The sequence below is a fragment of the Qipengyuania huizhouensis genome (assembly GCF_019711635.1).
Classification (GTDB): Bacteria; Pseudomonadota; Alphaproteobacteria; order Sphingomonadales; family Sphingomonadaceae; genus Qipengyuania; species Qipengyuania huizhouensis.
In genome coordinates this window covers 152,496-166,476 of sequence record NZ_JAIGNT010000001.1, presented here as the reverse complement: position 1 = coordinate 166,476, position 13,981 = coordinate 152,496, and the positions used below count along the sequence as shown (strand labels likewise).

14 protein-coding genes and 1 tRNA gene are annotated in these 13,981 nt (G+C 60.2%); 4 read left to right on the top strand and 11 right to left on the bottom strand.

Annotated features, from left to right (window positions below; all coding sequences use genetic code 11):
• Window positions 1-92 precede the first annotated feature (92 nt).
• The 3 genes from K3180_RS00730 to K3180_RS00720 are packed head-to-tail and all read right to left on the bottom strand — an operon-like array spanning window position 93 to window position 857.
• Complete coding sequence (locus K3180_RS00730; protein ID WP_221537745.1) at window positions 93-377, bottom strand: DUF3297 family protein; 285 nt, start codon at window positions 375-377, stop codon at window positions 93-95.
• Window positions 378-426: 49 nt separating this feature from the next.
• Entirely contained in the window at window positions 427-597 is a 171-nt protein-coding gene (locus K3180_RS00725) for a hypothetical protein (RefSeq protein WP_221537744.1), read from the bottom strand.
• A gap of 11 nt (window positions 598-608) precedes the next feature.
• On the bottom strand, window positions 609-857 hold the full coding sequence (locus K3180_RS00720; RefSeq protein WP_221537743.1) for a hypothetical protein: 249 nt from the start codon (window positions 855-857) through the stop codon (window positions 609-611).
• 149 nt (window positions 858-1,006) lie between these two features.
• Between K3180_RS00720 and K3180_RS00715 the strand changes: the two genes are divergently transcribed.
• Window positions 1,007-1,091, top strand: a tRNA-Leu gene (locus K3180_RS00715).
• Window positions 1,092-1,150: 59 nt separating this feature from the next.
• Window positions 1,151-2,746 carry a trigger factor gene (gene tig / locus K3180_RS00710; protein WP_221537742.1) on the top strand — a complete coding sequence of 532 codons (1,596 nt, stop codon included), beginning with the start codon at window positions 1,151-1,153 and terminating at the stop codon, window positions 2,744-2,746.
• Between the two features lie 60 nt (window positions 2,747-2,806).
• Here tig and K3180_RS00705 read toward each other — a convergent pair whose 3' ends face one another.
• Genes K3180_RS00705 through K3180_RS00695 form a run of 3 tightly spaced genes read right to left on the bottom strand, consistent with a single transcriptional unit; the run spans window position 2,807 to window position 7,797 of the window.
• Window positions 2,807-4,174 (bottom strand): cation:proton antiporter, encoded by a 1,368-nt coding sequence (locus K3180_RS00705; protein WP_247710210.1) that lies wholly within the window; start codon window positions 4,172-4,174, stop codon window positions 2,807-2,809.
• 6 nt (window positions 4,175-4,180) lie between these two features.
• Window positions 4,181-5,668, bottom strand: coding sequence for an amidase (locus tag K3180_RS00700; protein ID WP_221537741.1), 1,488 nt, complete (start codon window positions 5,666-5,668; stop codon window positions 4,181-4,183).
• Between the two features lie 41 nt (window positions 5,669-5,709).
• Window positions 5,710-7,797: a TonB-dependent receptor plug domain-containing protein gene (locus K3180_RS00695; RefSeq protein ID WP_221537740.1), complete on the bottom strand. Its 2,088-nt coding sequence runs from the start codon at window positions 7,795-7,797 to the stop codon at window positions 5,710-5,712.
• Window positions 7,798-8,079: 282 nt separating this feature from the next.
• Between K3180_RS00695 and K3180_RS00690 the strand changes: the two genes are divergently transcribed.
• A complete protein-coding gene (locus K3180_RS00690; RefSeq protein WP_221537739.1) occupies window positions 8,080-8,793 on the top strand; it encodes an ATP-dependent Clp protease proteolytic subunit in 714 nt (237 codons plus the stop codon).
• Between the two features lie 183 nt (window positions 8,794-8,976).
• Window positions 8,977-10,233 (top strand): ATP-dependent Clp protease ATP-binding subunit ClpX, encoded by a 1,257-nt coding sequence (gene clpX / locus K3180_RS00685; RefSeq protein WP_221537738.1) that lies wholly within the window; start codon window positions 8,977-8,979, stop codon window positions 10,231-10,233.
• A gap of 173 nt (window positions 10,234-10,406) precedes the next feature.
• On the opposite strand, the gene K3180_RS00680 is transcribed toward clpX, so the two are convergent.
• The 5 genes from K3180_RS00680 to mtgA form a co-directional block, all read right to left on the bottom strand.
• Window positions 10,407-10,976: a fasciclin domain-containing protein gene (locus tag K3180_RS00680; RefSeq protein WP_221537737.1), complete on the bottom strand. Its 570-nt coding sequence runs from the start codon at window positions 10,974-10,976 to the stop codon at window positions 10,407-10,409.
• Between the two features lie 83 nt (window positions 10,977-11,059).
• Window positions 11,060-11,782 (bottom strand): anti-sigma factor, encoded by a 723-nt coding sequence (locus tag K3180_RS00675; RefSeq protein WP_221537736.1) that lies wholly within the window; start codon window positions 11,780-11,782, stop codon window positions 11,060-11,062.
• Window positions 11,779-12,348, bottom strand: coding sequence for a sigma-70 family RNA polymerase sigma factor (locus K3180_RS00670; protein WP_221537735.1), 570 nt, complete (start codon window positions 12,346-12,348; stop codon window positions 11,779-11,781). Before K3180_RS00670 ends, K3180_RS00675 begins: the two co-directional genes overlap by 4 nt.
• Window positions 12,348-13,268 carry a cation diffusion facilitator family transporter gene (locus K3180_RS00665; RefSeq protein WP_221537734.1) on the bottom strand — a complete coding sequence of 307 codons (921 nt, stop codon included), beginning with the start codon at window positions 13,266-13,268 and terminating at the stop codon, window positions 12,348-12,350. Before K3180_RS00665 ends, K3180_RS00670 begins: the two co-directional genes overlap by 1 nt.
• A gap of 5 nt (window positions 13,269-13,273) precedes the next feature.
• Complete coding sequence (gene mtgA / locus K3180_RS00660; protein WP_221538051.1) at window positions 13,274-13,945, bottom strand: monofunctional biosynthetic peptidoglycan transglycosylase; 672 nt, start codon at window positions 13,943-13,945, stop codon at window positions 13,274-13,276.
• Window positions 13,946-13,981: the final 36 nt, after the last annotated feature.

Genomic DNA, 13,981 nt, shown 5'->3' with positions numbered 1-13,981 from the left:
GCGGAAATGCGACCCTAAGCGGCATGTGGGGTTTGGCAAAAGCGGATCCTGGCGGGTGTTCTGCCACGATCCGCCGGCTTCACGAAAGCGTCTCAGTCCGCTTTAGCGACCGGAGGGTTTTCACCGAGGTCTTCGAACCAGGCCTCGACCGATCCGTTCAGCTTCAGCGTAAGTGGATTGCCGTGGCGATCCATGGTCTTGCCCGCCTGCACCCGCACCCAACCTTCGGGAATATTGTATTCTTCGATATCGGTGCGGGTACGGCCCTTGAACCGGATGCCCACGCCACGCTGCAATACGTCGACGTCGAAATGTTCGCTCTTCGGGTTTACCGAAAGATGCATGGGCGGGGTCTGCGGCTTGCTGTCTTCACTCATGGCGCGCGCCTTTACTGGCGAACGCCTCGGCCGACAAGCTCAATTGCCCCTAGTCGGGCGGCGGCGTCTCGACCGGGCTCCGGTCAGGACGATCGTAATCGGGCTGGACCGGCTCGATACCCGGAGGCTCCTGCATCGGGGCCTCGTCGGGCGGGCTGTCAGGCGGCATTTCCGGCGGTGCACCGGGATCGATCGTATCGGGGTCTGGCTGTGTTGCCATCGTGTCTCTCCTTAATCGGGTGGAAGCATGGTCGCGGCATCGAGCGCTTGTTCGCCGGCACCCTCATGGCCCTTCTCCATTGCGGGGCGCATCGCTTTTTCTGTCTCGGCGTCGATTTCATCCGGCTCGCTCTTGTTGGCGATAACATCGTCTTCGCGCTCGCCTTCCGCTTCCATTTCCTCTGCAGTCTTCGGTTCGACATCGGGGTCGATAGCGGGAGGGGTGGAGGGCGGCATCTTCGCGGTTTCGTAGTCGCTCATGATTGCGATCCTTTCCCTACAGGAACGGTCCATTGTGGCGGGCTGTTCCCTCAGCCGTCGTCGCGCTTGCCCTTTTCGCCGCATCCTACTAGAGGCACGCGCCTATATGCGCGACGTACCCACGTCGGCGCACGGCTTCGTTCGGGTTTGCGGGCGTGGCGGAATTGGTAGACGCGCTGGTTTTAGGTACCAGTATCGAAAGATGTGGGGGTTCGAGTCCCTTCGCCCGCACCAATTTCGCCCGACGCGGGCCCTCGCTCAGATAATAGTACAACTCGCGAGTCCTTAATCCCATGCAGATCAAAGAAACCGCCAACGAAGGCCTCAAGCGGGCCTACGCGATCACCATTCCGGCCAAGGAAATCGATGCCCGCATCGATTCGCAGATCAAGAAGATCGCCCCGCAGGTGAAGATGCCCGGTTTCCGGCCTGGCAAGGTTCCCGCGAATCTCGTTCGCAAGATGCATGGCGAACAGCTTCATGCAGAAGCCGTCAACGAGATGATCCGCGAATCGGTCGACAAGACCATGGCGGACAACAAGCTCAAGCCCGCAATGCAGCCGAAGGTCGAACTGGGTGAAGGCTATGAGGAAGGCAAGGACGCGACCCTCACCGTCGAGCTCGAAGTGCTTCCCGAAGTCGATACGCCTTCGACCGACGGTCTGAAGATCGAACGTCTGACCGTGCCTGTCACCGACGAGCAGGTCATGGACGCGATCGGCAAGCTTGCCGAGAACAACAAGAGTTACAAGGACGCCGCCAAGACCAAGAAGGCCGCAGAAGGCGACCAGCTTATCATCGACTTCGTCGGCCGCGTGGATGGCGAAGAATTCGAAGGCGGCAAGGCCGAAGACGCAGCCCTGGTGCTTGGCTCCGGCATGTTCATCCCCGGCTTCGAAGACCAGCTGACGGGCGTGAAGACCGGCGACAGCAAGACCATCGAGGTGACCTTCCCCGAGGACTATCAGGCCAAGCATCTCGCCGGGAAGAAAGCCGAATTCGACGTCACCGTGAAGCAGGTGAAGGTCGAAGGCGACACCAAGATCGACGATGATTTCGCCAAGAACTTCGGCCTCGACGGGTTGGACAAGCTGAAGGAACTTCTGCGCGGCCAGCTCGAGCAGGAAACCGCCGGCCTCACGCGCACGCAGATGAAGCGCTCGCTACTCGATCAGCTTGCAGCAGGTCACGATTTCGCAGTCCCGCAGGGAATGGTGGATGCGGAGTTCGACCAGATCTGGAACCAGCTCCAGCAGGAAGCCGCTCGTTCGGAAAATCCGGAAGAGATGCTCAAGGAAATGGAAGCCGAGAAGGAAGATTACCGCCACATCGCCGAACGCCGCGTGCGCCTCGGTTTGCTGTTGTCGGAAATCGGACAGGCCAACAACGTCCAGGTCACTTCGCAGGAAATGAGCATGCTCATTCAGCAGGCGGCCCAGCAGTATCGCGCGGAAGATCGCGAACGGTTCATGCAGTATATCCAGCAGGAACCGATGGCTGCCGCGCAGCTGCGCGCGCCGCTTTATGAAGACAAGGTCGTCGATTTCCTCTTCGACAAGGCCGAGATTACCGACCGCGAGGTGACGCGCGAGGAGCTCGAAGCCGCGATCGAGGCAGAGGAAAATACCGAAGCTGCCAAGAAACCGGCCAAGAAGAAGGCCCCGGCGAAGAAAGCCGCTGCCAAAAAGTCCGACGAGAAGAAGCCTGCTGAAAAGAAAGCGCCTGCCAAAAAGGCAGCGGCGAAAAAGGACGAAGGCGAGAAGAAGCCTGCAGCCAAGAAAGCTCCGGCGAAGAAGCCTGCGGCTAAAAAGGCAGCGGTCAAGAAAGATGACGCGAAGCCCGCTGCGAAGAAGGCTCCAGCCAAGAAAGCGGCTCCGAAAAAGAAGTAAGCGGTTTTTCTATAACCAATTGGAAGGGCGGCCGGAGCGATCCTGCCGCCCTTTTTGTTCCTATTCCGGCTTGGTGGTTCCTTCGACCATGATCGGTCGTCCGCTTGGCGTATGGGACAACATCGACTCTTCCTGTCCTGCATGGATGTGCGATTTGCGCTTTTCGGCGAAGAGGATGAAAGGTCCCGAAACGATTCCGTGAACCACGATGGACACAAGGATGGCAAAGCTGGTTACAGCCCATAGCTGGTCGAGTTGGGCGAAATCGGCATGATTCTGGCCGTAGGCGAGGTAGTAGATAGATCCCATTCCCCGCACGCCCAGGAAAGCTATGGCCAGCGTCCCGATCATCGGAAGGTCTGATCGGGCTTCCGCAACGAACCCTGCAATTGGGCGGATCACAAAGACCAGTGCCAGCCCGATCAGCGCTCCGGGCCAAGTCAGGGGGGCGAGCACCCCGCTGGCCAGCATCGCGCCGAAGCCAAACAGCACAGCGACGAGCACGATCTGCTCGATCTGGTCGATGAAATGGTGGCTGATCTTGTGATAGCGGCTGCGGTTCTCACGCTGCCTGGCTGTGACGGCGCCGACGAACACGGCAAGGAATCCGTAACCTTCGGCCAGTTCGGCAAGCCCGTAGGCGAGCAGGAGGGTGCCGAGGACGATCAAGCCTTCGCTCGTCGAATATTTCGGCGTGCCCGCGCTTGCAGTTTCCTCGTTGATCTCTTCGATAGGCGCATCCGCCTCGCGTTCGAACACGTACCATGAACCCAGCCGTCCTACCGCCCAGCCGACGGCACACCCCGCAAGAATACGCCAGCCAAGATCCAGCGCAGCCCATTCAAGCGTCCATGTGCCCAGGCTCGTCATGCCGACCGCGGCAATAGCGAGATAGGTGAAGGGGAACGCCAGCCCGTCGTTCAGGCCAGCTTCGGCGGTGAGGCTGAAGCGGATGTCGTGGCGCTTGTTCTCGCCCGGCGGCCCCACCTGAACGCTGCGTGCCAAGACAGGATCGGTCGGCGCAAGGGCCGCACCGAGAAGGATCGCCGATGCCGGGGCGAGACCCAGCGACCACCAACCGAGGAATGCGACCGAAGCGATGGTAAGCGGCATGGCCACGACCAGTAGCGGCCAGATTTGTCGCCAATTGATCCAGCTCACCGGTCGATCAATCGCAATTCCTGCGGCCATAAGTGAGGCGATAACGATGAATTCGGTCACATATTCCAGTGTGACCGCATCGAAACCGTCCACCGTGGGATTGATATGCGGCAATCCCAATGGGAGCGAGAACAGCACATAGCCAGCGCCGACATAGAGGATCGGCAAGGATAGCCAAAAACGTGCGAGGAATCGCTCGAGCGAAACGGCCAGCATCAGGCCCAAGCCGAAGATGACGAACAGCAGGATGCGCGGATCGAATTCCAAGATAGGTTACTCTGCTATTGTCTCGATGGGCGACCAAGGCTTCAACGAAGGTTTGGGCAGATATGCACGGCGTACCCGTTCGTAAGCGGCACCCAGTTGAAGTACCTCGAAGTCACGCCATTTCGCGCCGAATATACTCAAGCCCACGGGCAATCCCTCTATCGAACCCATCGGTACGGTCAGATGCGGATATCCGGCAATCGCGGCAGGCGAGCCGAAGCCGATACTGCCATTGAAATTGTCGCCGTTGACGAGATCGCTGGTCCAGGCCGGTTCGCGGGTCGGAGCGATCAGGAAGGCCACGTCATGTTCTTCCATGAGCTTGTCCAAAGTCTCCTCCCCAGCGATCCGCAGGGCCGTGGCCCGCGCTTCTTCGTACTCTTCGCGGTTGGTTGAGGCTTCGGCGAGTTCGAAAAGATCCTGTCCGAACCAGCGCATCTCGCTATCTTCATTGTCTTTGTTGAAGGCTATGAGGTCCGCGAGACTACGGGGCTTGTCGTCTCCAGGCAGGCTGGTGAGGTATTTGCCCATTTCTTCGCGCAATTCGAACATCAGGACGGTGAAGCTTGCGCCATACATTTCACCGTTCGGTTCGAATTCGATATCGACCAGCGTGGCGCCGCCGGATTCCAGATCGGTCACCACGGTTTCGAATATGTCTTTCAGGTCCTGCCGATTGCCGATCTGATTTCGCATCACGCCGATGCGAACACCCTCGAGCGAGAAATTTTCGAGGCCCGTATGGAAATCGGACCTGCCCGGGCCGACTAGCGTAGCGCTATCCAGCGCATCGCGCCCCGCAATCGCCGACAGCAGAAGCGCTGCGTCTGCCACAGAGCGCGCCATCGGACCGGCCGTATCCTGCGTACTGGAAATCGGTACGACGTGGGTGCGGCTGACAACCCCCACACTGGGTTTGAAGCCCACCACGCCGTTCACGCTTGCCGGACAGGTGATCGATCCGTTCGTTTCAGTACCGATGGCGGCCCAGGCCAGTTCAGCAGCTACAGCCGCCCCGCTGCCTGAGGACGACCCGCATGCGTTACGGTCGATCGCATGCGGGTTGCGCGTCAGCCCGCCGACTGCGCTCCACCCGCTCGTGGAATTATTGTCGCGGATATTGGCCCATTCGGAGAGATTCGTCTTACCCAGCACCACGCCGCCTGCAGCGCGCAGATTGGTTATCAGGGAAGCATCGCGCCCCGTCCGGTTGTCCGCCAGCGCAAGACTGCCCGCCGTAGTCGGCAATTCCCGGGTCTCGATATTGTCCTTGATCAGAACGGTCCTGCCGCGGAGCAGACCGCCGCTTGCCTCGGCAGATCGTGCGTCTTCGACCGCACCGGGATTGACTGTGATGACGGCATTCAACTCCGGCCCGTCATCGTCAATCGCTGCGATCCGGTCCAGATAGGCTTGTGCATCCTCCGCCGCCTGCTGGGCGGTCAACGGTGATGCGAGAAGGGCAAGAGCGAGCGGCAGGGCGCGGTGGATCATGTCCGCACCCTGCCAGCGCCCCGTGCGAATGCAAGCGCGCTCTAGAAGTCGCCGCTTATGGTCAGGCGATAGATCGGCCCGATCCTGCGATTGACATCTTCGCGGAACAATATGTCGCCCTCCGTACGGGATCCGTCGAAAACTGTACGCTGGAAGCGATTGCGAGCGCCCAGGACAAGGTTGGTTGCCTGCGCGCGCAGGGTGAGGCCCATGACGTCCTTGTGTTCGATGAACAACGTATCGAAGAAGGGTCCCTCCCACTCGCGCCCGACTTCGTAGCGCCGTGCGTAAGGCGCATTGTCGAAATGGCTGATGCCTCCGCCATAGGCCCAGTCGGTCGAGGGAATATCATGACGATAGTCGATTTCGAGGCTGCCTTCCTGGTCGTTGGAAAAACCGCGCTCTACGCCTGTGAAGGGGTCGTCGACATACATGTAGCGTTTGACCGCAGCGATATCGAAGCGCGCTCCCTTCCAGCCGATCGGATCAAGGTTGATCGTTGCATTGGCCTGCAGATGGAGCCGGCTCGCATCACCGATATTGCCGCGCGCCTCCCGACCTTCGGGCAGGGGGAACCAGTCGATGAAATCCTCGAACCAAGCCTGGCGGGCTTCCAGTTTCAACGAACCCCAGGGGCCGAGCGACTTGTTGGCCTCGATCTCGACGTTCCAGCTTTGGTAGGGCACGAGTTCGTTGTTGCCGCCGTTCTCGTTATCGGTGTTGAGCGAGACGCTGGCGAGGAAGTCACCGAAACCAAGCTGGCTTACCCGGCGCGCCAGAGTTAGCGAAACATCGAAGTCTTCCGCAGGTTTCCATGTCGCAGCGAGTGATCCCTTGGGCCGCCTGAAGCTGCGCGAATTGGGCATGGCTCCGGTCTGCTCGATCTTGGAGAATTCCAGGGCGCCGATCGCCTGGACGGAAAGCGTCGAGGAAAGCCCGCGCGAAAAGCTGAGGCTGGTTTCGTATCGATCTTCGCGAACCCCGCCGTTGCCGCCGGGGAAGGGCAATTGGACGAACTGCTCGTCGGTATCGAGCTCGAACAATGAAGAACGGCGATCGAGGCGGTTGAATGCGGCTTCGCCTGAAAGTTGCCAGTCGGCCTCCCACAGCTTCCAGCTGTATTCGGCACGCCCGATGCGTTCTCCCACTTCATTCGTCTGCTGGAAACGGAAGCCGGTGGGCGCGCTGCCGTCGTCGAACCTGTCGATGAGGGTCTGGCTGAAATTGTCCCGCTCATAGCGTTCCAGGCCGATAATTTTCAGCGTGCCCGGTCCGAGCGGGAACTGGAAATCGCCGCCGATCTCATACTGCGGGCCGTCCTCGTGCGTATCGACCGTGCGTCGTCGTACGGGTCCGGACACCGGATAGCCGATCTCCGGTTCATTGCGGTAGAGGAAGTCCTCGGCATAGTTGAGATTGAGATTGGCCTGGACGCCTCCGCCGAAGTCATAGGCGAATGTCGTGGCCAGCTTGGGTTCGTCGAATTTCCCCGAGAAGCGCGAATATTGCTCTTCGATCAGATTGCCTGCGCCATCGGTAATCAGGATCGGTCCGTCCGCGCCGAAACGGTTGTTCGGATTGGACAGGGCAACCGTATAATCGAGCCTGCCTTCACTACCGGTGAGCGAAACTTCTCCGCCAAGCAACTGGGCTTCGGTATTGTGCGGGCGGAACCCGGTGGTCCAGCGGAACTGCCCGGAAGCACCATTGCTCTTGTAAATCACATTGGCGACCAGTCCGGTCAGCCCCGGAAGGTCGAGCGTGTTGCCGTCGACGAGTTCGATCCGGATCAAATCGCTTGCCGGAATTCGGCGCAACTGGTCCTCGACACTGTCGGATTTACTGGAGAGGCGCTCGCCGTTGACGATGACGTTCTGCGTCGCTTGTCCAAGGCCACGCTGGCCCTGGTTGTTGCCGCCAGTGATCGTGAAGCCGGGAATCCGGGTGACCATGTCGAGCGCATTCCGCGGAGCGAATTGCTCGAAATAGGCGGGTTCGAAGACCCGGGCTGCGCCGGGCAGGGGGGTAGAGGGTGTTGCTTCGGCGTCCTGATCCTGCGCAGCAAGATTGGCGGGCAAACCAAGCACGCAGGCGATGGCTATCGCGCTGGCTGAAAACGAGTGCGGCATTGTTTCTCCTGTTCTTCCTCGCCGCGACGTTTACAACTGTAGCTGAAATGCCCCAGCCTCTGTCGATCAATGGCATTTGGTCGCCGATGAGCGTCGAACGGACCCGACGAATGTCTATTTCGGTAGCGGATCGAAACCATTGGAACTGGGAGGGTGGTCACGGGCAGGTGCCCAACCTTATCGGCCCAATCGAGGTTAGCTGCGCATTTGGACGGAAAGACCCTTGAACAATCCGGGTGCTATGGCGACATAGACGCTCGATATTCAGACGGAAGGATTTTCATGATCGACCTTTTCGGCAGCGATGCGCACGGTTCGCAGGGCCAGTTCGACCGCGACCCCCTGACCGGGGCCTTGGTGCCCACCGTGGTCGAGCAGTCGAGCCGCGGCGAGCGAGCTTTCGATATTTTCAGCCGCCTGCTGCGCGAACGCATCGTTTTTGTCACCGGTCAGGTGGAAGACAATATGGCTTCGCTCATTGTGGCGCAGCTGCTGTTCCTCGAGAGCGAAAACCCATCCAAGCCGATCAGCATGTATATCAATTCGCCCGGCGGCGTGGTGACGGCCGGCATGGCGATCCATGATACCATGCAGTATATCAAACCGCGCGTGTCGACCGTCTGTATCGGGCAGGCCGCCTCGATGGGCAGCTTCCTGCTTGCGGCGGGCGAACCCGGCATGCGCATCGCGCTGCCAAATGCGCGCATCATGGTTCACCAGCCTTCGGGCGGTGCCCGCGGCATGGCCAGTGACATCGAAATCCAGGCTCGTGAGATCCTGCGTATCCGCAAGCGGATGAACGATCTCTACGTCCAGTATACCGGCAAGAGCCTGTCGGATATCGAGAAGGCGATGGACCGTGACACCTTCCTCGAAGCCGAGGAAGCCATGAAGTTCGGCATCGTCGACAAGGTTTTCGAGGCCCGTCCCGAGAACGAGGGCGACGATGAGCCCATCAAGGACGCGGACAAGGGTTCGGGCGGCGCGCCCGAGTAACATCCCTTCAACGTCCCCCATTTGTCTCTCTGGGGGACTGTTGCATTATTGTCCTAGGAAATCGGCAACCTTGCGCCTTCAGCTTATGGCAAGGGGTTGCTGGTAGTGAAATGTTGACCGAATCCCCTACCGGCCTAGAGTCGGCGAATCCCTGTATTTTGGGCTGGCGGGGCAGAGCAGGAAATGACCAAGTTGAGCGGAACCGATAGCAAATCCACGTTATACTGCAGTTTTTGCGGTAAGTCGCAGCACGAGGTGCGCAAACTGATTGCGGGCCCGACCGTGTTCATCTGCGACGAATGCGTCGAGCTGTGCAACGATATCATCCGCGAAGAAACCAAGGCGGGCATTTCCGGCAAGAAGGACGGCGATGTCCCGACGCCTTCCGAAATCTTCGAAACGCTCAACGACTATGTGATCGGGCAAGACCGCGCGAAACGCGTGCTTTCGGTGGCGGTTCACAACCACTACAAGCGCTTGAAGCACGGCGGCAAGGCGGGCGATGTCGAACTCGCCAAGTCGAATATCCTGCTCGTCGGCCCGACCGGTTGCGGCAAGACTTTGCTGGCGCAGACGCTGGCGCGCACTTTCGACGTGCCCTTCACCATGGCCGACGCCACCACGCTGACCGAAGCCGGTTACGTTGGCGAGGATGTGGAGAACATCATCCTCAAGCTACTTCAGGCCTCGGATTATAATGTCGAGAAGGCGCAGCACGGGATCGTCTATATCGACGAGATCGACAAGATCACGCGCAAGGCCGAAAACCCCTCGATCACGCGCGACGTCTCGGGTGAGGGCGTCCAGCAGGCACTGCTCAAGCTGATGGAAGGTACCACCGCCTCTGTTCCGCCGCAGGGCGGACGCAAGCATCCGCAGCAGGAATTCCTGCAGGTCGACACCACGAACATCCTGTTCATCTGCGGCGGGGCCTTCGCGGGTCTTGAAAAGATCATTGCCGACCGCCTGCAGAAGCGCTCGATCGGCTTCGGCGCGCATGTCGCCGATCCGGACAAACGCCGTGTGGGCGAACTGCTCGAAAAGGGCGAACCGGAAGATCTGCTGAAGTTCGGATTGATCCCCGAATTCGTCGGCCGTCTGCCGGTCATCGCGACCCTGCGGGATCTGGACGTTGATGCGCTCATCACCATCCTGACCGAGCCGAAGAACGCCCTTTGCAAGCAGTATGCGAAATTGTTCGAACTCGAGAATGTCGAACTGACCTTCAAGAAGGATGCCCTGCAGAAGATCGCGGAAAAGGCCATCGCCCGCAAAACCGGCGCGCGCGGCCTGCGTTCGATCGTCGAAGGCATCCTGCTCGACACGATGTTCGACCTGCCGGACATGGACGGCGTGACCGAAATCGTCATCGATGCCGATGTGGTGGAAGGCAAGAAAGATCCGATCCAGGTTCACGGACCCAAGGAAGAAGCGGCTTAGCTTCCGCCCTCCTGGTTATTAAAAACGCCGCGCGGTCTCAGAACCTCGCGGCGTTTTGCGTTTGGGGTTAGAAAAAGGCCCCGCCAGGCCGATGGGGTGGCCGGACGGGGCAGTGACGCCGCTCTCTCGAAAGGGGGAGGTAGCCCTAGCGGCGTTGTTGACTGATTTGCGGATCAACCGGGCAGGAAGACACCGTCGGTGACGTGGATCACGCCGTTCGTGGTTTTCACGTCGGCCATGGTCACGGTGCTGGTGCCGCCGGCACCGTCAGTGATGACGATGTTCTCGCCTGCGAAACTCGCGGTCAGTTCGGCGCCTGCAACGGTCTCGAAGGTGTAGCTGCCGCCATTCGTCTTGATTGCAGCGGAAAGCTGTGCGGCGGGAATTCGGCCTGCCACGACGTGGTAGGTGAGAATGTTCTGCAACTGGCCTTTGTTAGCCGGCTCGAGCAGCGTGCTCACCGTGCCATCGGGCAAGGCGGAAAATGCGGTATCGGTTGGCGCAAACACGGTGAAGGGCCCGGGCGAGGACAGCGTGTCGACGAGGTCTGCAGCCTGGACGGCGGCGACCAGCGTTTCGTGCATGCCCGTTCCGATTGCGGTCTGGACAATATTGGCCTGAGCCTGTGCGGGCTTTTCCTTGTGATTATGGGCAAGCGCAGGGCCGGATGCAGCAATGGCGAAACCGCCCATGGCAAGGACTGATGCCGCGGCTGCGGCCTTAAACTGGGTCGAAATGGTCATTGGTATAACTCCTCTATCTCACAAGCCCGTCCAACTTGTGCATGGAGTTACGAAAGCCGCCGCAATGCGGATGCAAAAAATTTTCAGATAGTTTGCATGCGCCCTTCGGCCACGACCGGACCTGCGTCGACGCCGGGTGGTTTGCCGCCCAGCGGTTCCCGGGTGAGGAGGAGAGGAGAACCATCCGCCATCTGCTCGGCGACAGCCTGATCCAGAGATATGCGGCGTTCTTCGCCGGGCGCGACCACACCGAGGGAAAGCAGCGGCATATCCTCGGACCGGGGCACCAGCCAGAGCTCGTGATCGTGCACTCCATCAGCGGTCAGTCCGCTGGCCGAGACCAGCAATTCCTGACGTTCGGGGAGATAGGTGACAGCCAAGCGCAACTGCGTGTCGGCAATCGGGATGGAAGCGGCGAGAGGTGCCTGCGGCTCAGCGGTGGGCGGGGGCGATGGTGCCTGCGAAGGAGAAAGAACCAGCACGGATATGGCAGCAACAGCTGCGGCAGCGGCCGTTCCGGCGGCCATTTTCCAACCCCGGAGCCGCGCATTCAGCGAGATGATCTCGGCACTATCCCCAAGCGTATCGAATTCGTCCCGGATTCTTTTCCAGACTTCCTCGCGCGGCGTGCGGGCATCGATCGTATCGAGCAGCGGTGCCAGCTGGTCCTGCCAGCGTGCGACCTCGGCAGCGAATTTTTCATCGGATGCCTCCCGCGCCCGGGCCGCAAGCAAATCCTCTCCTTCGAGCAGGCCGAGCACGTATTCGGCCGCAAGCACGTCGTCGGGGCGGAAATCCTCGCTCATTCGCCGCGCTCCAGACATGCTTTCAATTTCTGGAGTCCCCTGCGTACCCAGCTCTTCATTGTGCCGAGCGGTATTCCGTCGGCCTCCGCGATCTGGGCGTAGGTGCGGCCTTCGAAAAAGGCGCTGCGGATCGCGCTGCGCGGCTTTTCGTCCAGCCGATCGAGACAATGATGGATGCGCGCATCACGCTCTGCATCGATCAGCAAATTCTCTGCAAGCGGTGCCTCGTCGGCAATCGGTGCGGCGTGTTCGGCGGGCACGCTGCCCTGCCGGACCTTTCCCACCCTCAGCCGGTCCACCGCGCGGTTCCGCGCGAATGTGGCAAGCCAGCTTATCGGACTGGCCCGCTCCGCATCGTAGCGGTCGGCCTTGCGCCAGAGAGAGATGTAAACGTCCTGCAACGCGTCCTCGGCTTCCTTTTCGTCCTTCAAGATACGCAGGCAAATTCCAAAAAGTTTCGCTGAGGTGCTCCGATAGATTTCCTCCAACGCGCTGCGATCGCCGCCAGCAAGGCGAGCCATCGCAGCTTCGAGCCGATCGCGTGCATCGCTTCCGGATGGCATCATCAGCACCTGTGCCTGCAATGCAGGCCCGCTTGTTCGATCTGGATGGTCGCGTGGCCGATTCGGTGATGGTGTTTCAGCTCATGGCCGATCTCGCGCAGGAAAGCGTCGCCCGGATGGCCATCGGGCATCACCAGATGCGCGGTAAGGGCCGTTTCGGTCGTAGACATGGGCCAGATATGCAGCTCGTGAATTTCACTCACCCCCTCCAGACCGACCAGATATCCGCGAACGCGGCTTTCCGATACGCCTTTCGGCACACCGAGCAGACTCATGGCAACGCTGTCCTTCAGCAGCCCCCACGTCCCCCAGGCGATAACCGCCACGATCAGCAGGCTCACTAGTGGATCGATCCAGAGTGCACCGCTGAGCAGGATCGCGATGCCTGCAATGACCACGCCTAGGCTGACCAGGGCATCCGCCGCCATGTGAAGGAACGCCCCGCGAATATTGATGTCTTGCTTGCGCCCCCGCATGAACAGCATGGCGGTGCCGGCGTTGATGACGATGCCGATACCCGCCACGATGACCATTGTCGCGCCTTCCACCGGCGCGGGATCGGACAGACGGTGGATGGTTTCATAGGCAATTGCCCCGATTGCCACCAGCAGGAGCGCTGCATTGGCCAGAGCGGCAAGAATCGTCGAACTCTTGTACCCATAGGTGAAGCGGGCATTTGCCGGTTTCTTTGCGGCAATGCTCGCCCCCCAGGCCAGCAGCAGCGCCATCACGTCCGAAAGGTTGTGCCCGGCATCGGCAATCAGCGCCATCGACCCCGAAAGCCAGCCATAGACCGCCTCGATGATGACGAATGCCGTATTCAGTACGATGCCGATCAGGAAGGCGCGGCCGAAATCCTTCGGTGCATGGCTGTGGCCCGCGCCGTGCGCATGTCCCTGTTCGTGGCTGTGACCCGTTCCCATCGAACCTACTGATAAACGCAGGAATCGAGGCCGTCACGGGCTACGACGCCGATACGTGCGGAAATCGTGTTGCCATATCCGCGCAGCCAGCCGCTGGGATTCTTGACGGAGCGCTTTTTCGGCAAGGGAAGCGCTGCCGCCATTCGTGCAGCTTCGAGCGTGGTGAGAGAAGAAGCACTCTTTCCGAAATATCGCTTCGCCCCGGCCTCCGCACCATAGGTTCCGATGCCGGTTTCGGCGACGTTGAGATAGACCTCCACGATGCGCCGCTTGCCCCAGATTTTCTCGATCAGCAGCGTGAAATAGGCTTCCAGTCCCTTGCGGAAATAGCCGCCACCCTGCCACAGGAAGACATTCTTGGCGGTCTGCTGGCTGATGGTGGATCCGCCACGGATACGCCCGCCCTGCGCATTCTCGCGCATGGCCGTCTCGATCGCCTCGCGGTCGAAACCGTCATGAGTGCAGAACTTGCCATCTTCCGCGGCAATCACGGCGCGCACCATATTGCGATCGATCTGCGAAAGCGGTTCCCAGTCCTTGGTTATGCCATTCCCGTCGAGGACCATCGTGGCCGTGACCGGAACCGGGACGAACTTGAACAGCAGGACAAGCGCCAGGCTCAGTCCGATGAAGCCGACAAGGAACTTGAACAAGAAGCGTGTCAGCGACCGTATCATCATGTGGCCCATAAAAGAAAACGGCGCGAAAGGTCC

Coding starts and splice junctions, on each gene's coding strand:
- K3180_RS00695 (WP_221537740.1), bottom strand. CDS start 7,797: ATGCCGCACTCGTTTTCAGCCAGCGCGATAGCCATCGCCTGCGTGCTT.
- K3180_RS00670 (WP_221537735.1), bottom strand. CDS start 12,348: ATGATGCCATCCGGAAGCGATGCACGCGATCGGCTCGAAGCTGCGATG.
- K3180_RS00730 (WP_221537745.1), bottom strand. CDS start 377: ATGAGTGAAGACAGCAAGCCGCAGACCCCGCCCATGCATCTTTCGGTA.
- mtgA (WP_221538051.1), bottom strand. CDS start 13,945: ATGATACGGTCGCTGACACGCTTCTTGTTCAAGTTCCTTGTCGGCTTC.
- K3180_RS00700 (WP_221537741.1), bottom strand. CDS start 5,668: ATGATCCACCGCGCCCTGCCGCTCGCTCTTGCCCTTCTCGCATCACCG.
- K3180_RS00690 (WP_221537739.1), top strand. CDS start 8,080: ATGATCGACCTTTTCGGCAGCGATGCGCACGGTTCGCAGGGCCAGTTC.
- K3180_RS00675 (WP_221537736.1), bottom strand. CDS start 11,782: ATGAGCGAGGATTTCCGCCCCGACGACGTGCTTGCGGCCGAATACGTG.
- K3180_RS00680 (WP_221537737.1), bottom strand. CDS start 10,976: ATGACCATTTCGACCCAGTTTAAGGCCGCAGCCGCGGCATCAGTCCTT.
- K3180_RS00720 (WP_221537743.1), bottom strand. CDS start 857: ATGAGCGACTACGAAACCGCGAAGATGCCGCCCTCCACCCCTCCCGCT.
- clpX (WP_221537738.1), top strand. CDS start 8,977: ATGACCAAGTTGAGCGGAACCGATAGCAAATCCACGTTATACTGCAGT.
- K3180_RS00725 (WP_221537744.1), bottom strand. CDS start 597: ATGGCAACACAGCCAGACCCCGATACGATCGATCCCGGTGCACCGCCG.
- K3180_RS00665 (WP_221537734.1), bottom strand. CDS start 13,268: ATGGGAACGGGTCACAGCCACGAACAGGGACATGCGCACGGCGCGGGC.
- tig (WP_221537742.1), top strand. CDS start 1,151: ATGCAGATCAAAGAAACCGCCAACGAAGGCCTCAAGCGGGCCTACGCG.